This is a genomic window from Kitasatospora sp. NPDC086009 (assembly GCF_044540385.1).
Classification (GTDB): Bacteria; Actinomycetota; Actinomycetes; order Streptomycetales; family Streptomycetaceae; genus Kitasatospora.
In genome coordinates this window covers 63,038-88,930 of the sequence record NZ_JBITSA010000020.1, presented here as the reverse complement: position 1 = coordinate 88,930, position 25,893 = coordinate 63,038, and the positions used below count along the sequence as shown (strand labels likewise).

23 protein-coding genes are annotated in these 25,893 nt (G+C 73.6%); 20 read left to right on the top strand and 3 right to left on the bottom strand.

What is annotated here, in order from left to right:
• Positions 1-19: 19 nt before the first annotated feature.
• Positions 20-865 carry a bifunctional hydroxymethylpyrimidine kinase/phosphomethylpyrimidine kinase gene (thiD, locus tag ACIF6L_RS32925; protein WP_359807877.1) on the top strand — a complete coding sequence of 282 codons (846 nt, stop codon included), beginning with the start codon at positions 20-22 and terminating at the stop codon, positions 863-865.
• Between the two features lie 169 nt (positions 866-1,034).
• Here the strand turns inward: thiD and rpmB are convergent, their stop codons facing one another.
• On the bottom strand, positions 1,035-1,220 hold the full coding sequence (rpmB, locus tag ACIF6L_RS32920) for a 50S ribosomal protein L28 (protein ID WP_014138233.1): 186 nt from the start codon (positions 1,218-1,220) through the stop codon (positions 1,035-1,037).
• Between the two features lie 281 nt (positions 1,221-1,501).
• Here rpmB and ACIF6L_RS32915 point away from each other — a divergent pair, with 281 nt between their 5' ends.
• The 10 genes from ACIF6L_RS32915 (at position 1,502) to mutM (ending at position 11,481) form a co-directional block, all read left to right on the top strand.
• The gene (locus tag ACIF6L_RS32915; RefSeq protein ID WP_396491274.1) at positions 1,502-3,133 is read left to right on the top strand and encodes a DAK2 domain-containing protein; all 1,632 of its coding nucleotides are present in this window, start codon (positions 1,502-1,504) and stop codon (positions 3,131-3,133) included.
• 91 nt (positions 3,134-3,224) lie between these two features.
• Complete coding sequence (gene recG / locus ACIF6L_RS32910; protein ID WP_396491275.1) at positions 3,225-5,456, top strand: ATP-dependent DNA helicase RecG; 2,232 nt, start codon at positions 3,225-3,227, stop codon at positions 5,454-5,456.
• Between the two features lie 149 nt (positions 5,457-5,605).
• Positions 5,606-6,139, top strand: a complete 534-nt coding sequence (locus tag ACIF6L_RS32905; RefSeq protein WP_352291629.1) for a hypothetical protein — start codon at positions 5,606-5,608, stop codon at positions 6,137-6,139.
• Between the two features lie 127 nt (positions 6,140-6,266).
• The gene (gene rsmD, locus ACIF6L_RS32900) at positions 6,267-6,851 is read left to right on the top strand and encodes a 16S rRNA (guanine(966)-N(2))-methyltransferase RsmD (protein ID WP_396491276.1); all 585 of its coding nucleotides are present in this window, start codon (positions 6,267-6,269) and stop codon (positions 6,849-6,851) included.
• Between the two features lie 49 nt (positions 6,852-6,900).
• Entirely contained in the window at positions 6,901-7,389 is a 489-nt protein-coding gene (gene coaD / locus ACIF6L_RS32895; RefSeq protein WP_396491277.1) for a pantetheine-phosphate adenylyltransferase, read from the top strand.
• A gap of 199 nt (positions 7,390-7,588) precedes the next feature.
• Complete coding sequence (locus ACIF6L_RS32890) at positions 7,589-8,755, top strand: ATP synthase F0 subunit B (protein ID WP_396491278.1); 1,167 nt, start codon at positions 7,589-7,591, stop codon at positions 8,753-8,755.
• Between the two features lie 150 nt (positions 8,756-8,905).
• Positions 8,906-9,550, top strand: coding sequence for a DUF177 domain-containing protein (locus ACIF6L_RS32885; RefSeq protein ID WP_329489750.1), 645 nt, complete (start codon positions 8,906-8,908; stop codon positions 9,548-9,550).
• A 2-nt stretch (positions 9,551-9,552) separates the two neighbouring features.
• Positions 9,553-9,726, top strand: coding sequence for a 50S ribosomal protein L32 (gene rpmF / locus ACIF6L_RS32880; protein ID WP_188303282.1), 174 nt, complete (start codon positions 9,553-9,555; stop codon positions 9,724-9,726).
• Between the two features lie 20 nt (positions 9,727-9,746).
• Complete coding sequence (gene rnc / locus ACIF6L_RS32875; protein ID WP_329489751.1) at positions 9,747-10,535, top strand: ribonuclease III; 789 nt, start codon at positions 9,747-9,749, stop codon at positions 10,533-10,535.
• Between the two features lie 52 nt (positions 10,536-10,587).
• The gene (gene mutM, locus ACIF6L_RS32870) at positions 10,588-11,481 is read left to right on the top strand and encodes a bifunctional DNA-formamidopyrimidine glycosylase/DNA-(apurinic or apyrimidinic site) lyase (RefSeq protein WP_396491279.1); all 894 of its coding nucleotides are present in this window, start codon (positions 10,588-10,590) and stop codon (positions 11,479-11,481) included.
• Between the two features lie 33 nt (positions 11,482-11,514).
• Here mutM and ACIF6L_RS32865 read toward each other — a convergent pair whose 3' ends face one another.
• On the bottom strand, positions 11,515-12,438 hold the full coding sequence (locus ACIF6L_RS32865; protein ID WP_329489753.1) for a hypothetical protein: 924 nt from the start codon (positions 12,436-12,438) through the stop codon (positions 11,515-11,517).
• Between the two features lie 305 nt (positions 12,439-12,743).
• Between ACIF6L_RS32865 and ACIF6L_RS32860 the strand changes: the two genes are divergently transcribed.
• The 6 genes from ACIF6L_RS32860 to ftsY all read left to right on the top strand — a co-directional run bounded on the left by ACIF6L_RS32860 (position 12,744) and on the right by ftsY (position 20,950).
• The gene (locus tag ACIF6L_RS32860; RefSeq protein ID WP_396491280.1) at positions 12,744-14,114 is read left to right on the top strand and encodes a hypothetical protein; all 1,371 of its coding nucleotides are present in this window, start codon (positions 12,744-12,746) and stop codon (positions 14,112-14,114) included.
• Between the two features lie 120 nt (positions 14,115-14,234).
• On the top strand, positions 14,235-14,732 hold the full coding sequence (locus tag ACIF6L_RS32855; RefSeq protein ID WP_396491281.1) for a winged helix-turn-helix transcriptional regulator: 498 nt from the start codon (positions 14,235-14,237) through the stop codon (positions 14,730-14,732).
• A gap of 35 nt (positions 14,733-14,767) precedes the next feature.
• Positions 14,768-15,067: an acylphosphatase gene (locus tag ACIF6L_RS32850; protein ID WP_329489756.1), complete on the top strand. Its 300-nt coding sequence runs from the start codon at positions 14,768-14,770 to the stop codon at positions 15,065-15,067.
• A 424-nt stretch (positions 15,068-15,491) separates the two neighbouring features.
• A complete protein-coding gene (locus ACIF6L_RS32845) occupies positions 15,492-15,695 on the top strand; it encodes a hypothetical protein (RefSeq protein WP_329489757.1) in 204 nt (67 codons plus the stop codon).
• Positions 15,696-15,872: 177 nt separating this feature from the next.
• Positions 15,873-19,502 carry a chromosome segregation protein SMC gene (gene smc, locus ACIF6L_RS32840; protein ID WP_396491282.1) on the top strand — a complete coding sequence of 1,210 codons (3,630 nt, stop codon included), beginning with the start codon at positions 15,873-15,875 and terminating at the stop codon, positions 19,500-19,502.
• Positions 19,503-19,741: 239 nt separating this feature from the next.
• Positions 19,742-20,950, top strand: a complete 1,209-nt coding sequence (gene ftsY, locus ACIF6L_RS32835) for a signal recognition particle-docking protein FtsY (RefSeq protein WP_329489759.1) — start codon at positions 19,742-19,744, stop codon at positions 20,948-20,950.
• 126 nt (positions 20,951-21,076) lie between these two features.
• On the opposite strand, the gene ACIF6L_RS32830 is transcribed toward ftsY, so the two are convergent.
• Positions 21,077-21,748 (bottom strand): bifunctional DNA primase/polymerase, encoded by a 672-nt coding sequence (locus ACIF6L_RS32830; protein WP_396491283.1) that lies wholly within the window; start codon positions 21,746-21,748, stop codon positions 21,077-21,079.
• 632 nt (positions 21,749-22,380) lie between these two features.
• Between ACIF6L_RS32830 and ACIF6L_RS32825 the strand changes: the two genes are divergently transcribed.
• The 3 genes from ACIF6L_RS32825 to ACIF6L_RS32815 all read left to right on the top strand — a co-directional run bounded on the left by ACIF6L_RS32825 (position 22,381) and on the right by ACIF6L_RS32815 (position 25,848).
• Entirely contained in the window at positions 22,381-23,835 is a 1,455-nt protein-coding gene (locus ACIF6L_RS32825) for a hypothetical protein (RefSeq protein ID WP_329489761.1), read from the top strand.
• A 319-nt stretch (positions 23,836-24,154) separates the two neighbouring features.
• On the top strand, positions 24,155-25,510 hold the full coding sequence (locus ACIF6L_RS32820) for an ammonium transporter (RefSeq protein ID WP_396491284.1): 1,356 nt from the start codon (positions 24,155-24,157) through the stop codon (positions 25,508-25,510).
• A complete protein-coding gene (locus ACIF6L_RS32815) occupies positions 25,510-25,848 on the top strand; it encodes a P-II family nitrogen regulator (RefSeq protein WP_329489763.1) in 339 nt (112 codons plus the stop codon). Before ACIF6L_RS32820 ends, ACIF6L_RS32815 begins: the two co-directional genes overlap by 1 nt.
• The last annotated feature ends 45 nt before the right edge of the window (positions 25,849-25,893 follow it).

Genomic DNA, 25,893 nt, shown 5'->3' with positions numbered 1-25,893 from the left:
CGCGGGTAGGTTGGGGCCCATGTCCCTCCCGTCTTCCGCCCCCGCTCCCGGCGGCCGCCCCCAGGGCGGCCCCTCCTCCGCACCCCCGCGGGTGCTCACCGTCGCCGGATCCGACTCCGGCGGCGGCGCCGGCATCCAGGCCGACCTCAAGGCGATGCTGGCCCTCGGCGTCCACGGCATGAGCGTGATCACCGCCGTCACCGCGCAGAACTCGCTCGGTGTCCAGGGCTACTGGGAGCTGCCGGCCGAGGCCGTCCGGGCCCAGTTCCGCAGTGTGGTGGACGACATCGGCGTCCAGGCCGTGAAGACCGGGATGCTCGCCTCGATCGAGCTGGTCGAGACCGTCTCCGAGCTGCTGGCCGGGGTGGACGCCCCGGTGGTGGTCGACCCGGTCGGCGTCTCCAAGCACGGCGACGCGCTGCTGGCCGCCGAGGCCGTCGCCACCGTCCGGGAGCGGCTGCTGCCGGTCGCCACCCTGGCCACGCCCAACCTGCACGAGGTGACGCAGCTCACCGGGCGCACCGTCGAGGACGAGGCGCAGATGCTCGACGCGGCCAAGGCGCTGCTCGACCTCGGGCCGCGCTGGGTCCTGGTGAAGGGCGGGCACCTGGAGGGCGAGGCCGCCGACCTGCTGTACGGCGGACCGGGGGAGGAGCACTGGTACCGGGCGCCCCGCTACGACAACCGGCACACCCACGGCACCGGCTGCACGCTGGCAAGCGCCATCGCCGCCGGGCTGGCCAAGGGCGAACCGCTGCCCGGGGCGGTGGCCTCGGCGAAGGCCTACATCACCGGTGCGATCGCCGGCGGCTTCGCGCTCGGGTCCGGCATCGGCCCGGTGGACCACGCCTGGCGCTGGCGCTGAGCGCACCGGGGCCGCAACGACCACGGGCGGGCCCGAGGGCCCGCCCGTGGCGGCTCCGGGCAGGCCCGGAGAGAGGGGTCGGCACTGGAGAGCCGGGATCCAGAAACAGGAAGCCGGCCCATCCGAGGATGGACCGGCTTCCTGGAGGACCGGCTTACCGGTCTGCGCGTCAGCGCGAGACCTTACCGGCCTTGATGCACGAGGTGCAGACGTTGAGCCGCTTCGGCGTCCGCCCAATCACAGCGCGCACCGTCTGAATGTTGGGGTTCCAACGACGGGGGGTACGGCGGTGAGAGTGGGAGATGCTGTTGCCGAAGCCCGGCCCCTTGCCGCAGACGTCGCAGTTGGCAGCCACAGGAGTCACTCCAAGACTTCAGATCATTTACGTTCGAAACCCCGCCAACCCACCGGAGCACTCACGTGAACCAGATCAGATCAATGGGGTGAGCCTGGACTGTTCCAGGCAACCGGAAGAGCATACAACGCTTGCTTCCGTTCAACGAAACTACCACGTCTGCGCAGGTGATCGCCGCGCTCGGCGCTTCCGGCGGCGGCCCCGGCCCCCGATAACCTGCCGGTACCAACCCTCGCCGTTCAACCTCAGGCCATCACGGCGTCCCATCCGGAGGAGACCTGGTGCTGACCACGCTCGACGCCCCGGCCGTGCGCAGCTGGTGCCAGCTGGCCCTGCGCGCGCTGGGCCAGGCCCGCGAGGAGATCGACGCACTCAACGTCTACCCCGTCCCGGACGGCGACACCGGCACCAACCTCTACCTGACCGTGGAGTCCGCCGCCGCCGCGGTGGAGAGCCGGTTCACCGACCCGGCGGGCGGCCCGGCCCCCGGGCTCGCCGAGACCGCCCGGGCGATGGCCCGGGGCGCGCTGGTCGGCGCCCGCGGCAACTCCGGCGTGATCCTCGCCCAGTGGCTGCGCGGCACCGCCGAGCAGCTGGCCCAGGGCGGTGGCGCCGACCAGCTGCGGGCCGCCCTCCAGGGGGCCGCGGACGCCGCCTACCAGGCGGTCGCCGAGCCCGTCGAGGGCACCCTGCTGACCGTCGCCCGGGTGGCCGCCCGGGAGGCGACCCGGGCCGGCGACGGACTCGGCCAGGTCGCCGACACCGCGTACCGGGCCGCCCGGGACGCGCTGCGGCGCACTCCCGAGCAGCTCTCCGTGCTGGCCGAGGCCGGGGTGGTGGACGCCGGCGGACGCGGCCTGGTCGCCGTCCTCGGGGCGCTCGCCGACGCGGTGGCCGGCCACCAGCCGATGGGCCCCGTCGCGCTGCGCGGTGACGTCCGGCCGGTCGAGAGCTGCCAGGGGCACGTCCGGCCGCCCGGCCCGGGTCACCCCGCCTTCGAGGTGATCTACCTGCTGGACGCCCCCGACGAGGCGCTGCCCGCGCTGCGCGAGCGGCTCGCCGGACTGGGCGACTCCCTGGTGATCGGTGGCGGGGACGGCCTCTGGAACGTGCACGTCCACGTGGACGACGCGGGGGCCGCGGTGGAGGCCGGGCTGGGGGCCGGGCGGCCGCACCAGATCCGGATCACGCACTTCGCCGAGGCCGCCGCCCGGGCCGGGACCGCCGACGACCGCGGCGAGCACGAGGAGCGCACCCGGGTGGTGCTCTCGGTGGTCTCCGGTGCGGGACTGGCCGACCTCTGCGAGCAGGCCGGCGCCGTCGTGCTGCACGCCGACCCGGACCGCCCGCCGGCCAGCGCCGAACTCGCCGCCGCCGTCCGCCGGGCGGGCGCCCGGGAGGTCGTCCTGCTGCTCAACGACCCCGAGCTGCGGGCCGCCGCCGGGGCCGCCGCCGACCAGCTGCGCGAGGAGGGGGTGCGGATCGCCGTCCTGCCCACCCGGTCACCGGTCCAGGGGCTGGCCGCCCTCGCCGTGCACGAGGCCGGCCGCCGGTTCGACGAGGACGTGGTCGCCATGACCTCGGCGGCCGGCGCCACCCGGTACGCCGAGCTCGCCGTCGCCGAGGGCGAGTCCTGGACGATGGCCGGGGTCTGCCAGGCCGGGGACGTGCTCGGGCTGATCGACGGGGACGTGGTGGTGATCGGCGCCGCCCCGGCCGAGGTCGGGGCCAGCGTGCTCGACCGGATGCTGGGCGCGGGCGGCGAACTCGTCACCCTGATCCTCGGCGACGGCGCGGACGAGGAGCTGGCCGACCGGCTGGTGGCGCACGCCCGGCACCGGCGGCCGGAGGTCGACGCGGTGGCCTTCCACGGCGGGCAGGAGTCCGCGCCGCTGCTCATCGGCGTGGAGTAGCGGTCCGGGCGGCGGGCGCCGCGGTCCGGCCGGGGCGCCGGGCAGCGGGTGGCGCCCGGAATGTCGGTCCGGTGGTGTAAACAAGGGCCTGATGGGCGCTCTCGATGAACCACTGACCAAGCTCGTCGGCGACCGTACCGCCAAGGTGCTCGCCGACAGCCTCAAGCTGCGCACGGTCGGGGACCTGCTGCACCACTATCCGCGCCGCTACGTCGAGCGCGGCCAGCTCACCAGCCTGGACGAGCTGGAGATCGACGAGCACGTCACCGTGCTGGCCCGGATCGAGAAGGTCACCCTGATCCCGTTCCGCGGCCGCAAGGGGGACCGCCTGGAGGTGGTCGTCACCGACGGCCGCAGCCGGCTCTCGCTGGTCTTCTTCAACCAGGGCTGGCGGCAGAAGGAGCTCCGCACCGGCGCCCAGGGCCTGTTCGCCGGCAAGGTCGGCGTCTTCAACCGCACCCGCCAGCTGGTCTCACCGGACTACCAACTGCTCGACGAGGACACCGGGTCGGACGCGGCGCAGCAGTTCGCCGGCCAGCTGATCCCGGTCTACGGAGCCAGCGCCCAGATGCCCAGCTGGAAGCTGTCCATCTGCGTCGAGACCGCCCTCACCAAGCACCTCTCCGACGTCGGCGAGCCGCTGCCCGCGGAGCTGCGCGAGCGGCACGAACTGATCCCGCTGCCCGAGGCGCTGGAGCTGATCCACCGCCCGCGCGGCCAGGCCGACCGCGAGCGCGCCCAGAGCCGGCTCCGCTGGGACGAGGCCTTCGTCCTCCAGGTCGCGCTCGCGCAGCGCCGGGCCGCCGACTCCGCCCTGCCGGCCAAGCCCCGCGAGCCCCGGGCCGGCGGCCTCCTGGACGCCTTCGACGCCCGGCTCCCGTTCACCCTCACCGACGGTCAGTTGAAGGTCTCCGCCGAGATCGCCGCCGACCTGGCCACCGAACACCCGATGCACCGGCTGCTCCAGGGCGAGGTCGGCTCCGGCAAGACGCTCGTCGCGCTGCGCGCCATGCTCGCGGTGGTCGACGCGGGCGGCCAGGCCGCCCTTCTGGCGCCCACCGAGGTGCTGGCGCAGCAGCACCACCGGTCGATCGTGGAGATGATGGGGGACCTGGCCGAGGGCGGCCTGCTGGGCGGCTCGGACCTCGGCACCCGGGTGGTGCTGCTGACCGGCTCGATGGGCGTCCCGGCCCGCCGCCAGGCGATGCTCGACATGGCCTGCGGGGACGCGGGCATCGCGATCGGCACCCACGCGCTGATCGAGGACAAGGTGCAGTTCCAGGACCTCGGCCTGGTCGTGGTGGACGAGCAGCACCGCTTCGGCGTCGAACAGCGGGACGCGCTGCGCGCCAAGGGCGAGCAGCCGCCGCACCTGCTGGTGATGACGGCCACGCCGATCCCGCGCACCGTCGCGATGACCGTCTTCGGGGACTTGGAGACGTCGGTGCTGGACCAGTTGCCGGCCGGCCGCTCGCCGATCTCCACCCATGTCGTCCCGGCCCTGGAGAAGCCCAACTTCCTGGCGCGGGCCTGGGAGCGGGTCCGCGAGGAGGTGGCCAAGGGCCACCAGGCGTACGTGGTCTGCCCCCGGATCGGGGACGAGGAGCCCGCCCCCGACGCCAAGAGGAAGCGCCGGTCGGTCCCGGCCGAGGACTTGGAGGAGCTCACCGGCGCGGAGCCCGACGCGGGCGCCGGGAGCGACGACCGGCGCCCCCCGCTGTCGGTCGTCGAGACCGCCGAGAAGCTGCTGAAGGGCCCGCTGGCCGGGCTGCGGGTGGAGATCCTGCACGGCCGGCTGGCGCCCGACGCCAAGGACGAGGTGATGCGCCGGTTCGCGGCCGGCGCGGTGGACGTCCTGGTGGCGACCACGGTGATCGAGGTCGGGGTCAACGTCCCCAACTCCACCGCGATGGTGATCATGGACGCCGACCGCTTCGGCGTCTCCCAGCTGCACCAGTTGCGCGGCCGGGTCGGGCGCGGCAGCGCCGCCGGCCTCTGCCTGCTGGTCAGCGACATGCCGGCGGGCAGCCCGGCCCGGGCCCGGCTGGACGCGGTGGCCGCCACCCTGGACGGCTTCGAGCTGTCCCGGATCGACCTCGAACAGCGGCGCGAGGGCGATGTGCTGGGCCAGGCGCAGTCCGGGGTGAAGTCCTCGCTGAAGGTGCTCTCCGTGCTGGAGGACGAGGAGGTCATCGTGACCGCCCGGGCCGAGGCCACCCGGCTGGTCGCCGAGGACCCGGAGCTGGCCGCCCACCCGGACCTGCGCACCGCGCTGGAGAGCCTGCTGGACGCCGACCGCGCGGAGTACCTGGAGAAGGGCTGAGCCCCCGGGAGCCCGGCCGGCGGGCCGGTGCCCGGGCCGCCCGTGAGGGCTGACCGCCAGGGCCGATTGTCAGACCCCCGCGAGAGAATGTAGTTGTTCAGGACGCACCCTCAAGGTGCGTACCTGGCACGACACTTGGGGGTCCTGCCATGGCATTCCGTCATCTCAACGAGCTCCCGCTCGGCGACAAGGTCTTCCGGATCGAACTCGCCAGCGACGACGACCGCGAGGTCACCCTCACCCTGACCGGCTGGCGCGAGGGGGCGGCCGCCGCGCCGCTCGCCTCGGGCAAGCTCCGCCTGCCGGTCGAGGACGTCGCCTCGCTGCGGATCGCGCTCAACCGCGCGCTCCGGGCCCTGGCGATCGTCGCCGACGTCTCCGAGCCCATCCCCGACCGTGACGTGCTGCGCGAGCTCTACCCCGGACACGGCGCCCCCTGGGTGCCGCAGCACGAGGAGGAGCTGGTCCGGCGGTTCCACGACAGCGAGACCGTCGCCCGGATCGCCGCCCGCTTCGGCCGCACCCCCGACTCCGTCCGCACCAAGCTGCGCGAGCTCGGGCACGACCCGCGCCGCCCCGAGTTCTGCCCGCCCGACGGCTGCCTCTCGTGGTCCCGCTACGCCTCGCCGGCGCTGCTCGGCGCGGCGATCCCGCCCCAGTCGACGGCGGCCGACGCGAGCTGATCCCGCGGCCCTCGCCGCGACCTTCGCCGCAGCCCTCCGCCGGGGCTGCGGCGAGGGGTTCGGGGCGGCCCTTCGGGTGGGGGCCGTATAGCGTGGTCGGGCAGCGACGAAAGGACCTCCCACCACCATGACCCGCGTCATCGCCGGGGCGGCCGGCGGCCGCCGGCTGGCCGTACCGCCCGGCCGGAGCACCCGCCCGACCTCCGACAAGGCCCGCGAGGCGATGTTCTCCACGCTGGAGGCCCTGCGCGGCACCCTGCACGGGGCCCGGATGCTCGACCTGTTCGGCGGATCGGGCGCGGTCGGCCTGGAGGCGCTGTCCCGCGGCGCCGAGCACGTCCTGCTGGTCGAGGCCGACGGCCAGGCGGCCCGGGTGATCCGGGAGAACGTCCGGACGATCGACCTGCCGGGCGCGGTGGTGGTGGCCTCCCGGGCCGAGAAGGTGATCGCGGGACCGGCCCCGGAGACCCCGTACGACCTGGCCTTCCTCGATCCGCCGTACGTCGTCACCGACGACGAGGTGCGCGAGATGCTGATCACACTCCTGGCCGGGGGCTGGCTCGCGGCCGACGCACTCGTCACCGTGGAGCGCAGCACCCGAGGCGGCGAGTTCGGCTGGCCCGAAGGCTTCGAGGTACTGCGCTCGCGCCGCTACGGCGAGGGCACGCTCTGGTACGGTCGCGCCGCCGCCGAGGGCCGCCCACACTCGTAGCGGGCCGAGGCCCGCAGGACCCGTCACCCCACGAGGGAGCATCCACGCCATGCGCCGCGCCGTCTGCCCCGGATCGTTCGACCCGATCACCAACGGTCATCTCGACATCATCGAGCGGGCCTCGAAGCTGTACGACGTGGTGCACGTCGCGGTCGCGGTGAACCGGAACAAGCAGGGCATGTTCACCATCGAGGAGCGGATCGCGCTGATCGAGGAGACCACCGCCCAGTACGGGAACATCGTGGTCGAGTCGCACCTCGGCCTGTTGGTGGATTTCTGCCGGGAGCGCGGCATCCCCGCGATCGTCAAGGGCCTGCGGGCCGTCAGCGACTTCGACTACGAGCTGCAGATGGCCCAGATGAACCACGGGCTGAGCGGGGTCGAGACGCTCTTCCTGCCGACCTCGCCGACGTACAGCTTCCTGTCGTCGACGCTGGTCAAGGAGGTCGCCTCGTACGGGGGCGACGTCTCGCACCTGCTGCCGGAGACGGTGCACCGCCGGCTGGTCGAGCGGATCGCGCAGCGGAAGGCCCAGTAGCCGCCGGGCCGGAGCCGGGCCGGTCCGTTTCTGCCGATTCGTCACCAGTTGTCCGGGGGCCGGTCCGGCAGCCCGGTCCGGGCGTTGTGACCTCGCCCCGCCGTGGCCGTAAAGTCTGTGTTCCTGCCCTGCGGTGAGGTCCACCGCGCCGGGCCTGCCTCCGCCGGACCGTCGGCGGCACACGGAAAGACGAAGCCCCGTGGACGTGCAGAACAAGGTCGACGAGATCGTCGCGGCCGTCGAGAACGCCCGCTCGATGCCCATGTCGGCCTCCTGCGTGGTGAACCGAGCCGAACTGGTCGGCCTGCTCCAGGACCTCAGGGCGGCACTGCCCGCCGAGCTGGCCCAGGCCCAGTCGGTGATGGCCGACCACGAGCAGGTGGTCGCCGGCGCCGAGGCGGAGGCCGAGCGGATCATCCAGGGCGCGCACGCCGAGCGCGGCTCGTTGATCTCCGACACCGAAGTGGTCCGCCGGGCCCAGGCCGAGGCGGACCGCATCCTCGCGGAGGCGCGTGCCGAGGTCGAGACCAAGCGCGCCGAGGCCGACGACTACGTGGACAGCAAGCTCGCCAACTTCGAGGTCGTGCTGACCAAGACGCTCGGCGCGGTCGGCCGCGGCCGGACGAAGCTGCGCGGCGACTCCAGCGTCTTCGAGACCCCGTACGAGGGCGAGACCGACGGCGAGGAGTTCCGGCCGCAGCCGCGGATCACCCCGAGCCCCGAGGTCGACGAGTACGTCGATGTGAAGCTCGCCACCCTGGAGAACGTCCTCAGCGCGACGCTGGAGGCGGTCGGCAAGGGCCGCGACAAGCTGCTCGGCAAGGCCCCGATCGACGAGCTGGGTGCCTACCTGGCCGCCGCCGACGAGGCCCAGCAGGCCAAGAACCGCGCCGAGGCGGTGGCGGCGGGCTTCGCCACCGACGCCGACGGCGAGGAGGTGCCGTGGTACCGCGAGGAGGTGCCGCAGCAGCAGACCTGGCCGGAGCAGACCCCGGCCGCGGCCGGCTGGCAGGCGCCCGGCGTCGACCAGTACGCCGCCGCGCAACAGCCGGGCGGCCAGTACGCCGAGGTGTACGGCGGCGGCTTCGACCCGGCGGGCCAGGGCGATCCGTACGGCGGCCAGTACGGCTACGGGCAGCAGCAGCAGCACCAGCAGCAGGGGTACCCGGCCGCGCAGGAGCAGGGCGGCTACGGCTATCCGCAGCAGCAGCAGGGCTACGCCGCGCAGCAGTACGACGCCTACGGCTACCCGCAGCAGCCCGCCAACCCGCCGGCCGTCCCGCAGCAGCCGGGCCTGGACGAGACCAGCTTCTTCGACACCAGCATGATCGACATGACCAGGCTCCGGGAGCTCGGCGGCCGCTGAGCCCGCTCGCCCTCCGTGGGCGAAGTTGGGCCTGGCGGGAGACTCCGGTAGTCTGACCACTCCGGCCTCTCCGTGTCGGGCCGTCGGTCTGCCCGCGCATCGTCCGGTGAGCAGCACCGAGCATCAGTTTTCTCAGGAAGTCAGGACACCTTGAACCGCCTCGACCACCGCGACCCACTCGTGTTCGACACGCACGAGCTCGGCCGTCGCCCGGGCTCGCTGCGCAAGGTGTCCCGCACCCTGGAAGCCCCCGAGGGCCTCGGGATCATCGATGTGATCGGTGTCCCGGAGAAGAGCGAACTGCGGCTGGAGCTCCGCCTGGAGTCGGTGGTCGAGGGCGTGCTGGTGACCGGCACCGCCGAGGCCGTGATCGAGGGCGAGTGCGTGCGGTGCCTGGAGCCGGTCGAGGACGACCTCGACGTGGACTTCCAGGAGCTGTACTACTACCCGGAGTCCGACGAGCGTCACCGTGCCCGCACCGCCGGGACGGACGACCTCGACGAGGACTCGGAAGACGAGACTTACCGTCTGGAGGGCGATTTCTTCGACCTCCAGCCGGTGCTGCGTGACGCGGTGGTGCTCGCACTGCCGCTGCAGCCGGTGTGCCAGGAAGACTGCCTGGGCCTGTGCTCCGAGTGCGGAGCGCGCCTGAGCGACGACCCGGCGCACCACCACGACGCCGCCGACCCCAGGTGGGCGGCTCTGCAGGGACTCTCCGCCGCCCCTGGCGACGAGGGTGACGGAATCAAGAACAGCGACACCCGTGAGGGTGCCGCCGAGAACCAGGAGAAGTAGCCGTGGCTGTTCCGAAGCGGAAGATGTCGCGCAGCAACACGCGCCACCGCCGTTCCAACTGGAAGGCCGTCGTTCCGGCCCTCGTGGCGTGCGACAGCTGCCACGAGCCGAAGCTCGGCCACATCGCGTGCCCGAGCTGCGGCACGTACAACCGTCGCCAGGTCCTCTCGGTCTGATCGGCGGGGTGTACGGATCGATGTCGGACAGTAACTCTTCCCGCAAGGCGACCATCGCCCCGAAGGCTTCTTCGGGCGGCGGAAAGGCCGGCGGGCCGGCTTCGACCGAATACGACGTCCTGGAAGGGCGCCTCGGGTACACGCTCGAGCGCGCCCTTCTGGTGCGTGCCCTGACCCACCGCTCGTTCGCGTACGAGAACGGCGGGCTGCCCACCAACGAGCGCCTGGAGTTCCTCGGCGACTCGGTGCTGGGCCTGGTGGTGACCGACACCCTCTACCGCGTCCACCCGGACGTCCCGGAGGGCACGCTCGCCAAGCTGCGCGCCGCGGTGGTCAACTCCCGCGCGCTCGCCGACGTCGGCCGTGGCCTGGAGCTCGGGACGTTCATCCGGCTCGGCAAGGGCGAGGAGGGCACCGGCGGCCGCGACAAGTCGTCGATCCTCGCCGACACCGTCGAGGCCGTGATCGGCGCCGTCTACCTGGACCAGGGCCTGGACGCGGCCACCGAGTTCGTCCACCGCCTCTTCGACCCGCTGATCGAGGAGTCCTCCCAGCTGGGCGCGGGCCTGGACTGGAAGACCAGCCTCCAGGAGCTCACCGCCTCGGTGGGCATCGGAGTGCCGGAGTACGTGGTCGAGGAGTCCGGTCCGGACCACGAGAAGACTTTCACCGCCGCGGCCCGGGTGGCCGGCGAGGACTTCGGCAGCGGCGTCGGCCGCTCGAAGAAGGAAGCCGAGCAGAAGGCCGCGGAGAGCGCCTGGCGGGCGATCAAGGAGAAGTACGCCGACCGCCTGCCCGCCGGCGCCTGAGCACGCAGTACTCTTCCTCCTGCATGTTTCAGTCGCAGGAGGCTTGTTTCCCGTGCCCGAACTCCCCGAGGTAGAGGTCGTCCGCCGAGGTCTGGCGAACTGGGTCGCCGGGCGGACCGTCGCCGCCGTCGACGTGCTGCACCCGCGGGCGGTGCGCCGCCAGCCGGCCGGTGCGGCCGACTTCACCGCGAGGCTGACCGGGGCCACGCTCGGCGCCGCGCAGCGTCGCGGCAAGTACCTCTGGGTGCCGCTGTCCACCGCGGCCGACGGCTCGCCGGTCGGCGGGTTCTCGCTGATCGGTCACCTGGGGATGAGCGGCCAACTGCTCGTCCAGGACCCGTCGGTGCCCGACGAGAAGCACCTGCGGGTGCGGCTGCGGTTCACCGACGGCGGCCGGGAGCTGCGCTTCGTCGACCAGCGGACCTTCGGCGGGCTGGCCGTCGAGGAGGCCGAGGAGGGTGACCCGGAGGCCACCCCGCTCTCCATCGCGCACATCGCCCGGGACCCGCTCGACCCCCGCTTCGACGACGCCGCCTTCGTGGCAGCGCTGCGGGCCAGGCGCACCACGGTCAAGCGGGCGCTGCTGGACCAGACGCTGATCAGCGGGGTCGGCAACATCTACGCGGACGAGGCGCTCTGGCGCTCCCGGCTGCACTACGACCGCCCGACCACGGCGCTGACCCGTCCGCAGGCCGCCGTCCTGCTGGCCCACGCGCGGGACGTGATGACGGCCGCCCTCGCGGTCGGCGGCACCAGCTTCGACAGCCTCTACGTCAACGTGAACGGCGAGAGCGGGTACTTCTCCCGGGACCTCGACGCCTACGGCCGCGAGGACGAGCCGTGCCGCCGCTGCGGCACCCCGATCCGCCGGGCCGCCTGGATGAACCGCTCCAGTTACTTCTGCCCCCGCTGCCAGCGCGTCCCGCGCGCCCGCAGCGGGGCCTGAGCCCGGGCGGCCCCGGTCCGGGGCCACCCGGCGCTACCGCTTGGTGAGTTCGGGCTGCGGCTGGTCGGACCCGGCCGGGCCGTGGGTGTCCTGGCCGAAGTAGGCGACGCCGACCGCCGAGACCACGGCGAGCAGGAAGCCGACCGCGCCGAGCCAGGCCAGGCCCTCCTTGGAGGAGTCGCCGAGCCAGAGGACGCCGACGGCGCCGGGCAGCACCGTCTCACCGACCACCAGGGCGGCGGTCGCGCCGTTCACCGAGCCGATCTGCAGGGCCACGGTGTGCACGTACATCCCGCCGATGCCGCCGACCAGGATCGCGTACAGGGCGGGGTCGGAGAGCAGCGCGCCGAGGTCGAACGGCTCGACGCCGTTGAGGATCCGCACGCCGACGCCGAGCGCGCCGAAGCCGAGGCCGGAGAGCAGACCGGCGACGATCGCGCCGTTGGCGCCCATCCGCCGCACCAGCAGGGCGCCGCCGACCAGCAGCACGGTGGTGATCAGCAGCAGCCACCAGTGGAAGGACATCTCCACGTGGTGGCCGCCCTCCGGCCCGGCGGAGACGGCCAGCAGCACCAGCGCCGAGCAGAGCACGCCGATCGACGCCCACTCCAGCTGCTTGAGGCGGATGCCGAGCAGCTTGATGCTCAGCACCGCGGTGATCACCAGATTGGCGCTGATGATGGTCTGGGAGAGGAACAGCGGCAGCAGTCGCGCGGCCAGGGCGCCGAGTCCGAACCCGATGAAGTCGAGGACGGTGCCCAGGATGAACTCCCAGGTGACGGCGGCCTTCGCGGTGGAGGCGAGGCTGGGCCCGCCGTGTGCGGTGACCCCGGCCGAGCCGCTGCCCGCGGCGGCGGCCTCCTCCCGGGCGGAGCGACGTGATCCGACGGCCTGCAGGACCGAACCGGTGCCGTAGCAGGCGGAGGCCGCCACGGCGGTGACGAGGCCGATGAACACCCAGATGCTCCGATCGGGAGAAGAGGTCAGGAGTAGGTAAGGGGGCCGAGGCCCGGCCACCACTATGCCTGGTCGGGGGAGAGGGTCCGATCGGCCGTCGAGCGCTCCTCGACCACCCGTGGACCCGCCGGGACGGACGACCGGGCCGACGGCCGGGTTCCCGCCGCGGCCCGTCTCCGGGGCGGCCGGGGGAAACATCATCCGCGAGGAGGGGAGCGACCCCGGCGGACGGTGGGGGTGCGCGGGGCCGCCCGTACGCGAAGGGGATGCCCTGTCGACGTGGCAGGAGGGGTAGCGTCGATGGCATGAGAACCCTCGCTCGACGACGCTCCCGGAGTGCCGGGCTGTCGACCCTGGTGGCGCTGCTGCTCGGGCTGCTGCTCGTGCTGGCCCCGGCGGCCGCCGCGGCCGGCGGGCTGGACGACGCCACCGCCGCGCTCAAGCAGGGCCGGGTCTACGTCGACCCGGCGATGACCGGCCGGTTCAGCCAGGGCCAGGCCGACGCCCTGACCGAGAAGATCCGCAAGGCCGACAAGCCGATCTTCATCGCAGTGGTCCCGGCGGCGGACCCGTACGGCGCGCGTACGGTCTTCTCCGACCTGCGGACCAAGGTCGGCATCACCGGTGTCTACGGCATCTGGCGCGGTGACCGGTTCCTGGCCCAGTCCGACAAGGCCGCGCTGGCCACCACGAGCGCCGAGCGCATCGCGGGCGCGTCCGCGCGCTCACACCCGGGCGACATCGACGCGACCCTGAACGACTTCGTCGACACCGCCGCGCCCCAGGTGAAGGGGCACGGGGCGAACAGCGGCTCCGGCGGCTTCTCGGTGGCGGCGGTCGTCGTCCCGCTGGCCCTGCTGGCACTGGCCGGCGCCGGGGTGTTCCTGCTCTTCCGCCGCTCGAAGAAGCGCAAGGAGGAGCGGCGCCGGGCCGAACTGGCGCAGCTGCGCCGGGTGGTGGACGAGGACATCACCGCGTTCGGCGAGGAGCTGGACCGGCTCGACTTCAGCCCGGGCGCCCCGGACGCCGACGACGTCCAGCGGGCCGACTACACGCACGCCCTGGACTCCTACGAGCGGGCCAAGCGCAGCATGGACGAGGCGAAGGGGCCGGAGGACGTCAAGCCGGTCACCGAAGCACTGGAGGACGGCCGGTTCGCGCTGGCCACCCTGGACGCCCGGCGCGCGAAGCGGCCGCTGCCCGAGCGCCGGCCGCCGTGCTTCTTCGACCCGCGGCACGGCCCGTCCGTGCGGGACGCCGACTGGGCACCGGCCGGCGGCGCGGCGCGCACCGTCCCGGTCTGCCGGGCGGACGCCGACCGGCTGGCCACCGGGCAGGACCCGGAGATCCGGACCGTGCCGACCGAGCACGGCCCGCAGCCGTACTGGAACGCCGGCCCGGCGTACGGCCCGTGGGCGGGCGGCTACTTCGGCGGCTTCGGCGGCGGCGGGCTGCTGCCCGGCCTGCTGGTCGGCACCATGCTCGGCTCGATGATGAGCTCCCCGGCCTACGGGGCCGGCTACGACGGCGGCTCCGGCTACGACGGCGGCGACTTCTCCGGCGCCGACTTCGATTCCGGTGACTTCGACGGCGGCTTCGACGGTGGCGGCGGGGGCGACTTCGGCGGCGGTGGCGGCTTCGACGGTGGCGGCGGTGACTTCGGCGGGGGCTTCTGACCCCGGCGGCGTGACGACCGGGCCCGCGGCCCCCGCCGGTGGACGGCGGGGGCCGCGGGCCCTGCCGGTGGTGCCCCCGAGGAGGTTTGAGAACGCAACCCTGTGTGGCAGGCTGGTGGTGTGACCTCCCACACGCCTCCGGCCCCGCCCGCCCTCCCCGGCCGGCCCTGCTCGATCGCCGCCGCGCTCCACGTGGTCGGCGAGAAGTGGGCCCTGCTCGCCGTCCGCGAGCTGTTCTACGGCAACCACCGCTTCGACCGGATCGCCCGCAACACCGGCGCTCCGCGCGACCGGCTCACCGCCCGGCTGCGCGCGCTGGAGGAGGCGGGCGTGGTCGAGCGCCGCGCCTACAGCGAGCGGCCGCCGCGCTACGAGTACCACCTGACCGAGGCCGGCCGCGACCTCGCCCCGCTCACCCACGCCCTGCTCGGCTGGGGCGACCGCTGGCTGCTCCCCGAGCCGCCGGTGAGCTTCGAGCACAGCCCCGAGGGGCACGAGCCGCACCCCTACGACCCGGCCTGGGTCTGCCGCACCTGCGGCGAGGAGGGCCGGCGCGGGGACCTCCGGGCGGAGATCCACAGTCCGGACTGGACGATGGCCGGCCCCACGGCGCCGTAGCGCGGCCCGCGATCCGGCCCGATAGGGTCGGGGCCATGCACGGTCGCGACGCCCACAGTGATGAACCGGTCCGGGTGACCGCCTGGGTGCGGGGCAAGGTCCAGCAGGTCGGCTTCCGGTGGTGGACCAGGGCGCGGGCGCTGGAGATCGGGCTGACCGGCTACGCCAGCAACCTTGGCGACGGCCGGGTGCAGGTGGTGGCCGAGGGACTCGCGGCCGACTGCGAGCATCTGCTGGCGCTGCTGCGCGGCCCGGACACGCCCGGCCGCGTCAGCGGGGTCACGGAGATCTGGACGGCCGTCGGAACCGGCTACCCGGGTTTCGAGATCCGCTGACCGGGGCCCCGCGCGCCGTGGCGGACGGGCCGGGGCCCGCCCCCGTGAAATGATCGGCGGCCTTCGGTGTCATACGGTTGCCATCTGGGCAGACTCGTGGTTGACTCCGCATCGAACGATGATCCACGAGCGACTGGTGGACCGGCCCGAGATCCCCCCTGGTGTGACCACACCGCCAGGCAGGTGACAGGGGCGCGGTAGCGTGCGGTGATCGTGTTGACCCTTTCCGTCTTTGGTGAGACGCTGGAAGCCCGCGCACACGACCGCGTTTACCCGGTAGGCGCACGCCCTCGTGAGCCCAGCTCACGGTGGTTGTGCCGTAGTGCCCAGCCAGCACTGCCGGTGGCGCGACGCGCGTGCGTCCCCCTTCCCCCTAGACCTGTACCGTTCCGGTTCGGTCACTCAGCGTGGAGGACCATTCATCATGGCAAAGGCGCTTCTCGGGTACGTCGGCGGCCCCGACCCGCGAATGCTCACCGAGGTGCGACGGCTTCAGCAGCGTGTCCAGGATCTTGAGTCCGAGCTCCTTCGGATGCAGGCCGAGAACGACGCGCTCACCGCTGTCGCTGACGAGCACTCGCTGCTCAACAGCATCGATCTGGATCAGCGGGAGCCGGCTCTCACCTGAGTCCCGCCCGGTCCTCGCAGATCGACGCAGCAGTGCACTGAGCCGCCCCGATAAGGGACGCAGCTTGCAAGGGGCGCCCTGAGTGGCGTCCCTTCGTCGTGTCCGGGCGCCGTCGGCGCCGGTCCGTCCGGATACAGTCGCCGCTGGGGCCCTGGCGAGCGACGAGGAGAGCGGCGCGTGCACCTGAAGAGTCTGACCCTGCGCGGGTTCAAGTCCTTCGCCTCCGCCACCACCCTGCGGTTCGAGCCCGGGATCACCTGCGTGGTCGGCCCCAACGGCTCCGGCAAGTCCAACGTCGTCGACGCGCTCTCCTGGGTGATGGGGGAGCAGGGCGCCAAGTCGCTGCGCGGCGGCAAGATGGAGGACGTCATCTTCGCCGGGACGAGCGGGCGCGCCCCGCTCGGCCGCGCCGAGGTCAGCCTCACCATCGACAACTCCGACGGCGCGCTGCCGATCGAGTACGCCGAGGTGACCATCACCCGGACGATGTTCCGCAACGGCGGCAGCGAGTACGCGCTCAACGGCGACACCTGCCGGCTGCTGGACATCCAGGAGCTGCTCTCCGACTCCGGCATCGGCCGCGAGATGCACGTCATCGTCGGGCAGGGACAGCTCGACTCCGTGCTGCACGCCGACCCGATGGGCCGCCGCGCCTTCATCGAGGAGGCGGCCGGCGTCCTCAAGCACCGCAAGCGCAAGGAGAAGGCGCTGCGGAAGCTGGACGCGATGCAGGTCAACCTCAACCGGGTGCAGGACCTGGTCGCCGAACTGCGGCGCCAGCTCGGACCGCTGGGCCGGCAGGCGAAGATCGCCCGACGCGCGGCCGGCATCCAGGCCGAACTGCGCGACGCCCGGCTCCGGCTGCTCGCCGACGACCTGCTCGCGCTGCGCACCGCCGTCGAGGCCGAGGTCGCCGACGAACTGGCGCTGAAGCTGCGCCGCTCCACCGTCGAACAGGAGCTGTCCCGGGCGATCCAGCGGGAGGCCGTCCTGGAGGCGCAGGTCCAGCAGCTCGGTCCGGGCCTGGAGGCGGCCCGGCAGACCTGGTACCGGCTCTCCGCCCTGGCCGAGCGGACCCGCGGCACCGTCGGGCTGGCCGAGGCCGGGGCCCGGCACGCGGCCGCGGGGGGAGCGGTCGAGGAGCGGCGCGGCCGGGACCCGGAAGAGCTGGAGCGCGAGGCCGAGCACGTCCGGGAGGAGGAGGCCGCCCTGGCCGAGGCCCTGGAGGAGGCCCGCTACGCGCTCGCCGAGGCGGTCGAGTCCCGGGGTGAGCTGGAGCGGGAACTCGCCGCGGAAGAACGGCGGTTGAAGGACGCCGCCCGGGCCATCGCGGACCGCCGCGAAGGGCTGGCCCGGCTGCAGGGGCAGGCCGCGGCCGCCCGGTCCAAAGCCGCCGCCGCCGAGGCCGAGATCGGCCGGCTCACCGAGGCCAGGGACGAGGCACTGCTGCGCGCCGAGGCCGCCCGGACCGCCTACGAGGAGCTGCGGGAGCAGGTCGACGCCTCGGCGGGGGACGACGAACGGGCCGAGGCCGCCCACGAGGCGGCCCGTGCGCGGCTCGCCGCCGTCGAACGCGAGCTGGCCGGTGCCCGCGAGGCCGCCGGCGCCGCCGAACGCGAGCGGGCCGGGCTGACCGCGCGGCACGACGCCCTGGCGCTCGGGCTGCGCCGCAAGGACGGCACCGGCGCGCTGCTGGCGGCAGCCGACCGGCTGACCGGCCTGCTCGGCCCGGCGGCCACGCTGCTGCGGATCGCGCCCGGGCACGAGAGCGCCGTCGCGGCCGCCCTCGGCGCCGCCGCGGACGCGGTGGCGGTCGACTCGCCCGGCACGGCGGCCGACGCCCTGCGCCTGCTGCGCGCGGCGGACGCCGGCCGGGCCGCGCTGCTCATCGCCGGCGCGCCCGAGCCGGCCGCGCCGACGCCGCCGTTGCCGCCCACCGCCCGCTGGGCCGCCGAACTGGTCGACGGCCCAGCCCCGTTGCTGCCGGCCGCGCGGGCCCTGCTGGCCGGCGTCGCCGTGGTCGGCTCGCTCGACGAGGCGGTGCGGCTGGTGACGGAGCACCCGGCGCTGACCGCGGTCACCGCCGAGGGTGACCGGCTCGGCGCGGGCTTCGCGTACGGCGGCGCGGGCGGTGCGCCGAGCCTGCTGGAGACCCAGGCGGCGGTCGACGAGACCGCCCGGGCGATCGGCGAACTGGACCTCCGCTGCGCCGAGTCGGCCGAACAGCTGGCCGAACTCACCGAACTCCGGGGGGAGTCGGCCGCCGGGCTGGAGCAACTGGCCACCACCCGGCGGAAGGCGGAGCGCGAGCGGGCCGAGGTGGCCGGCGCACTCGGCCGGCTCGGCGGGCAGTCCCGGGCCGCCGCCGGCGAGGCCGAACGGCTCGCGGCCGCGGCCGGTCGCGCCGAGCAGGGGCTGGCCGACCTGCTCGACACCGCCGAGGAGCTGGCCGGACGGCTCGCGGCCGCCGAGGAGTCGGCCGACGCGGGGGAGGACGAACCCGACGCCGCGGAACAGCAGCGGTTGGCCACGGCCGCCACCGGCGCCCGGCAGGCCGAGCTGGAGGCCCGGCTCGCCGTGCGGACGCACGAGGAGCGGGTGCGCGCCCTCGCCGGGCGGGCCGACCAGCTGGACCGGGCCGCGCGGACCGAGCGCGAGGCGCGCGCCCGCGCCGCCGAGCGCCGGGAGCGCGCCGAGCACGACGCCCGGGTGGCGAACGCCGTCGCGGCCGGCGCCCGACAGCTGCTGGCCTGCCTGGAGGTGTCGCTGGCCCGCGCCGACGCCGGACGGGCCGCCGTCGAGCAGGCGCGCGCCGAGCGGGAGGCGCAGCTGCGGGAGCACCGCGAGCACGGCCGCGAACTCAAGGCCGAGCTGGACAAGTTGGTCGACGCCGGGCACCGGGACGAGGTGCTGCGCGCCGAGAAGCGGCTGCGGATCGAGCAGCTGGAGTCCCGGGCGCTGGAGGAGTTCGGCATCGAGGGCGGTGAGCTGCTCGCCTCGTACGGGCCGGACCGGCTCGTCCCGGCGCCGGCACCCGACGACGGCGGGGAGCCCGGCGAGCCGCGGCCGTACGACCGGGCCGAGCAGGAGAAGCGGCTGCGGGCCGCCGAGAAGGCCTACCAGCAGCTCGGCAAGGTCAACCCGCTGGCGCTGGAGGAGTTCGCGGCGTTGGAGGAGCGGCACACCTTCCTCGGGGAGCAGCTGGACGACCTCAAGCGGAGCCGGCGCGACCTGCTGGACATCGTCAAGGACGTGGACGAGCGGGTCGAGCAGCTGTTCAGTTCGGCGTACCACGACACCGCCGCCCAGTTCGAGGGCGTCTTCTCCCGGCTCTTCCCCGGCGGCGAGGGGCGGCTGGTGCTGACCGATCCGGACAACATGCTGACCACGGGGGTCGAGGTGGAGGCCAGGCCGCCGGGCAAGAAGGTCAAGCGGCTCTCGCTGCTCTCCGGCGGCGAGCGCTCGCTGACCGCGGTGGCGCTGCTGGTGTCGATCTTCAAGGCCCGGCCCAGCCCGTTCTACGTGATGGACGAGGTGGAGGCGGCGCTGGACGAGACCAACCTGCGCCGGCTGGTCGGGATCATGGAGGAGCTGAGGGAGAGCTCCCAGCTGATCGTGATCACCCACCAGAAGCTGACCATGGAGTCCGCCGACGCCCTCTACGGCGTGACCATGAAGGGCGACGGCATCTCCCAGGTGATCAGCCAGCGGCTGCGGGAGGGGGCGCCCCCGGCCCGTCGGCGCAGGCCGCTCGCGCAGCCGGCCGGGCAGCGGGAGGCGGCCGCCGCCGCCCGTCCGACCGGGTGATCCACCGGCCGACGCCGGGGCAGCTGCCCGTGGGCGACCCGATCACGGATACTGGACGGGTTGTGACTCCTCCCCCTCGCGCGCGAGGGGGCTTCTGATTCAGCCGCTTGACGACCTCATGACGGCCAAGCCCCGACCGGTGCCGGACGGCACCGCGTCGGCGTAAGGGAGGCGGCGACGCCCCGTGCGTCGGTGACCGAAGGATCACTCTGTCGTGGGATCCCGAGAAGGAGATTGATGTGGAATACGTGATCCTTGCCGTTGTCATCGCCGTGCTGGCCGTCGGCGCGGTCGCCGGCCTGGTCGTCTCCGGCAGACGACGCCGGGAGCTCCCCCCGAAGGCGCGGCCGCCGGTCATCACACCGCCCGGGACCCCGCGGGAGCCCCAGGTCGGTGAGGAGGCCGCGCCGCCGACCGAGGAGCCGCGGCGCACCGTCGAGGAGGTCGAGCTCCCCGAGGCGGAGGCGGCCCCGGAGGCTCCCGAGGCGGTCGAGGCCGAGCAGGCGCCGGCCCTCGAAGTCCCCGAGCCCACCGCCGGCCGGCTGGTCCGGCTGCGCTCCCGGCTCTCCCGCTCGCAGAACTCGCTCGGCAAGGGCCTCCTGTCGCTGCTCTCCCGCGAGCACCTCGACGAGGACACCTGGGAGGAGATCGAGGACACCCTGCTGACCGCCGACGTCGGCGTCGCCCCCACCCAGGAGCTGGTCGAGCGGCTGCGCACCCGGGTGAAGGTGCTCGGCACCCGCACCCCGGACGAGCTGCGCGCCCTGCTGCGCGAGGAGCTGGTCGAGCTGGTCGGCAAGGACGCCGACCGCACGGTGCACTCCACCAAGCACGAGGCCGGCCCGGCCGTCGTCCTGGTGGTCGGCGTCAACGGCGTCGGCAAGACCACCACCACCGGCAAGCTGGCCCGGGTGCTGGTCGCCGACGGCCGCTCGGTGGTGCTCGGCGCGGCCGACACCTTCCGTGCCGCCGCCGCCGACCAGCTGCAGACCTGGGGCGAGCGGGTCGGCGCGCGGACCGTCCGCGGCCCGGAGGGCGGGGACCCGGCCTCGGTCGCGTTCGACGCGGTCAAGGAGGGCATCGCCGAGGGCGCCGACACCGTGCTGGTGGACACCGCCGGCCGGCTGCACACCAAGACCGGCCTGATGGACGAGCTGGGCAAGGTCAAGCGGGTCGTGGAGAAGCACGGCCCGGTGGACGAGGTGCTGCTGGTGCTGGACGCCACCACCGGCCAGAACGGTCTGATCCAGGCCCGGGTCTTCGCCGAGGTGGTCGACATCACCGGCATCGTGCTCACCAAGCTGGACGGCACCGCCAAGGGCGGCATCGTGGTCGCGGTGCAGCGGGAGCTGGGTGTCCCGGTCAAGCTGATCGGGCTCGGCGAGGGCGCCGACGACCTGGCGCCGTTCGAGGCGGGTGCGTTCGTGGACGCGCTGATCGGGGACTGAGCCCCGGCCGCTGTCCGAGGAAGGGTCCGCTCCGGTCGGGGCGGGCCCTTCGGCGTGTCCCGGCGTCTTCCGGGGCGGCGCGGTGGGGAGCGGGCGGCGGCCCCTCGGGGCCGGCGGGCGGGGTGGTTACGAGGCGAGCCAGGCGGGCTCGGCGCTGCGCTCGCGCCCGCGGTGGCAGGCGTAGGCGAGGGTGCCGAGCAGCAACCGGGCCTCGGGCGGGCAGCCGGCGTTGTCACGGGTGGGCCGGCGCAGCCAGCGGACCGGGCCCAGACCGCCGAGCACGGTCGGCGGCGCGGCGACGTAGCTGCCCTCGCCGTGGCAGGTGAGGTCGAGCGCGGCGTCGTCCCAGCCCATCCGGTACAGCAGGTCGGGCAGCCGCCGGGCGGTGCCGGCGGCGACCAGGAACTGCAGCCGGCCGGCGGGCGAGGCCAGCACCGGGCCGACCTGGGTGCCCATCCGCTCCAGCCGGACCAACGCCTGGAGGCCGGCCTGCTCGGGGACGTCCAGGACGTCGAAGGCGCGGCCGGTGGGGAACAGGACGGAGACGTTCGTACCGGTGCGGTCCGCCGGTGCGCCGCCGGGGGCCGGATGCAGACCGGGCGCGGCACAGCGGGCGGCACCGCAGTGGCAGCGGGCCGCGGCCGCCGGGCCGGCCTGGTTGCCGACGGTGACCGCCCAGCCCCAGCGGCCGGTGTACTCCGCGGCCGCCCGGGACGCGGTCACCCGGGTGCGGCGGCGTGCGCTCAGCGGGGCCAACCGCAGGTGCCCCAGTCGAAGTTCGCCGAACAGGTTGTCCATGCCTCCCCCAACAGGTTCTCGTTGCCGATGGTTACGGGATGGTGACTTTGTGTTGATTGTCCGTTGCGTCGTGCGTGGTGCGGGAGCGGCGCGCAGCGCATGGCGTGCGCCTGTTCCGGCTCTGCGCCTCGGGCGCCGCCTTGTGGGGGGCGGTGCCCGTGCCGGATCGTCGTGTCCACGAGGCGGCCGTCTACCGGGGCGGGCGGCAAACTCGCCTGGGGCTGCCGTGGGTTGCAGGTGAGGGGCCGTGGTGCCGGTGGGGACTTGGCAGCCCGCATATGCCGGACCGCCGGGACTATCCAGTGAAGCGTGTGCGGTCTTGGATCGGTTCACTCCTGGGGGTGGCGAAAGGTGGCGTTTCGCCAGGGCCGCTCCCCGGGACCGTGTGCGGGGCGTTACGTTCAGCACGCAGACATCGTCGGGGAGTCCGCTTCCGGCCCTGTGGGGGCGGGAGTTGGGGAATCTGACGGCTCGTCCGCGAGGATGGCACACCAGTGCGACGAGTGGTCCGACCAGCGGTCTCGACAGCACCTCGGGTACGGAAGAGAAGCAGCACGTCTGGCAAGAGCCCGCAACCGTCGGGCGGTCACGATCGGGGCCCCGCAGGGGCCGGGCGGGATGGGGACGTTCCCATGGCAGAGAAGCAACCCAATGAGAAGCTGACCACGTGGTTCGCCCGCAGCGGCTGGTCCAAGGGCGAACTGGCCCGCCAGGTCAACCGCCGGGCCCGCCAGATCGGCGCCCACCACGTGTCCACCGACACCTCGCGGGTGCGGCGCTGGCTCGACGGGGAGCAGCCCCGCGAGCCCATCCCGAAGATCATGTCGGAGCTCTTCTCCGAACGCTTCGGCTCCGTGGTCTCCATCGAGGACCTCGGGCTGCGGGCCGCCATCCCGGTCTCCACCGTCGGCGGCGGCGTCGACCTGCCGTGGAGCGCCCCGCAGACCGTCCAGCTGATCAGCGACTACTCGCGCAGCGACCTGATGCTGAACCGGCGGGGCTTCCTGGGCACCTCGCTCGCCATGACGGCCGGCGCCGCGCTGATCGAGCCGATGCAGCGCTGGCTCGCCCCCGGCCCGAACGGCGCGCCCACCCCGATCCTGACCGCCGCCAACGGCGGCGAGCCGTTCACCGGCCGGCTCTCCGAGCCCGAGCTGGAACTGCTGGAGCAGACCACCGTCATGTTCCGGCAGTGGGACGCGCAGAACGGCGGCGGGCTGCGCCGCAAGGCCGTCGTCGGCCAGCTGCACGAGGTCACCGACCTGCTCCAGGAGACCTACCCCGAGCAGACCACCCGGCGGCTGTTCCGGCTCACCGCCGAGCTGGCCCACCTGGCCGGCTGGATGTCCTACGACGTCGGCATGCACCCCAGCGCGCAGAAGTATTACGTGCTGGCCCTGCACGCCGCCAAGGAGGCCGGCGACCGCCCGTTCGGCGCGCTGATCCTCACCGACATGAGCCGCCAGATGATCCACCTCAACCGCGGCGAGGACGCCCTGGAGCTGATCCACCTGGCCCAGTACGGCAGCCGGGACACCGCCACCCCGCGCCAGCAGGCCCTGCTGTACGCGATGGAGGCGCGCGCCTACGCCACCATCGGCGAGGTGAACCGCTGCGCCCGGGCGGTCCGGCTGGCCGAGGACACCTTCACCGACATCCGCGAGGGCGACGGCGACCCGGACTGGCTGAAGTTCTTCTCGCCGGCCGAGCTGAACGCCGAGAACGCGCACTCCTTCCGCGACCTCGCCTACCACTCGGACCGGGCCGAGCTGTACGCCTCGATGTCCGCCCCGGTCATGGAGCGGGCGGTCGACCTCTTCCGCCAGGACGGCGACCACGTCCGCTCCTACGCCTTCAACCTGATCGGCATGGCCAGCGTGCACCTGCTGCAGCGTGAGCCCGAGCAGGCCGTGGTGATGGCCGAGCAGGCGGTGGAGATCGCCACCAAGGTGCGCTCCGAGCGGCTCAACTCCAGGGTCCGCAAGACCACCGAGGCCGCCGCCGCCCGGTACGGCGGGGTGGACGCGATCAGCCGGCTCAAGGAGCGGGTGGTCCAGGACATCCCGGAGTACGTCTCGGTGGTCTGACCCGCACCGGCGTCCGCCCCCAGCCTTCCCAGCCCCCCGGCCCCCAGCCCCCACCGACCGTGACGGCCGCCGCCGCCACGGTCGGTGGTGTGTCCGGCACCGCGCGTGCCGCGGGGCGGCACGGTAACCCACCGGGCCCGGCGGCAGGGCCGTGGTTCACGTAGGCGTAACCCGCGCGTCGCCGTCGTCACGGTCGCGAAACACCGGGTCGCATCGGTCGAAACCCGACTTCGGCACGCTCCTCCCATCGCCGACACCCCGGGTGGCACGGGACAGGTATCCCGGGTGTGGAGCGGCTTCCATTCATGAGGAGACGCCGATGCCGGACGGCTTCAGCGCGGGCGATACCGCCTTCGTGCTCATTTGCGCGGCCCTGGTCATGGTGATGACCCCCGGGCTGGCCTTCTTCTACGGGGGCATGGTCAGGGCCAAGAGCACACTCAACATGCTGGCGATGAGCTTCCTCTCGCTGGGCATCGTCAGCGTGCTCTGGGTCCTCTACGGGTACTCGCTCAGCTTCGGCCCCGACGCCGGCGCCGGGCTGATCGGCAACCTGGACTTCCTCGGGATGCACGGGGTGGGGCTGAACGACCTGACCGGGACCATCCCGGTCACCGCGTTCTCCGCCTTCCAGCTGATGTTCGCGATCATCACCCCGGCCCTGATCAGCGGGGCCGTCGCGGACCGCGCCAAGTTCACCGCCTGGGGCCTGTTCATCGCCCTCTGGGTGACCGTCGTCTACTTCCCGGTCGCGCACTGGGTCTTCTTCTTCGACGGCGGCAACGGCGGCTGGCTCGGTGACCGCAACGGCGTGATCGACTTCGCCGGCGGCACCGCCGTGCACATCAACGCGGGCGTCGCGGGCCTGGCGCTCTGCCTGGTGCTGGGCAAGCGGGTCGGCTTCCGGAAGGACCCGATGCGCCCGCACAGCCTGCCGCTGGTCATGCTCGGCTCCGGGCTGCTCTGGTTCGGCTGGTTCGGCTTCAACGCGGGCTCGGCGCTGGCCGCCAACGGCGTCGCCGCGATGGCCTTCGTCAACACCCAGGTGGCCACGGCGGCCGCGCTGCTCGGCTGGCTGATCTACGAGAAGCTGCGGCACGGCGCGTTCACCACGCTGGGCGCCGCCTCCGGCGCGGTGGCCGGTCTGGTCGCCATCACCCCCGCGTGCGGTTCGGTCAGCCCGCTCGGCGCGGTCGCGATCGGCCTGATCGCCGGCGCCGTCTGCGCCGCGGCGATCAGCCTCAAGTACCGCTTCGGCTTCGACGACTCGCTCGACGTGGTCGGCGTGCACGCGGTCGGCGGTGCCATCGGCTCCCTGCTGGTCGGCCTCTTCGCCACCGGCACCGTCGGCCAGACCGCCAAGGGCCTGTTCTACGGCGGTGGCCTGGAGCAGCTCGGCAAGCAGGCGATGGGCGTGGCCGTGGTCGCCGCCTACTCCTTCGTCGTCTCCTGGCTGCTGGCCAAGGCGATCGACAGCACGGTCGGGTTCCGGGTCGCCGAGGAGGTCGAGGTGGCCGGCATCGACCAGGCCGAGCACGCCGAGTCCGCCTACGACTTCAGCGCGCTGGGGGCCGGTCCGGCCAGGATGACCGCCGCGGTGGTCGCCGAGTCCACGTCCGGGCCCGCCGCCAGGGCCGCCGGGAAGAGCACCGAGAAGACCGGGGTCGACGCCTGATGAAGCTCATCACCGCAGTCATCAAGCCGCACCGCCTGGACGACGTGAAGGCCGCCCTGCAGGCCTTCGGGGTGCACGGGCTGACCGTCACCGAGGCGAGCGGTTACGGCCGCCAGCGAGGTCACACCGAGGTCTACCGGGGCGCGGAGTACACCGTGGACCTGGTACCCAAGGTCAGAATCGAGGTCCTGGTCGAGGACGACGACGCCGACCAGCTGATCGACGTCCTGGTGAAGGCCGCCCGGACCGGCAAGATCGGCGACGGCAAGGTCTGGAGCGTCCCGGTCGAGACCGCCGTGCGGGTCCGGACCGGTGAGCGCGGCCCCGACGCCCTCTGACCAGGACCCCTTCCTCCAGGACAGGGCCTAGCATTCAGCACGATC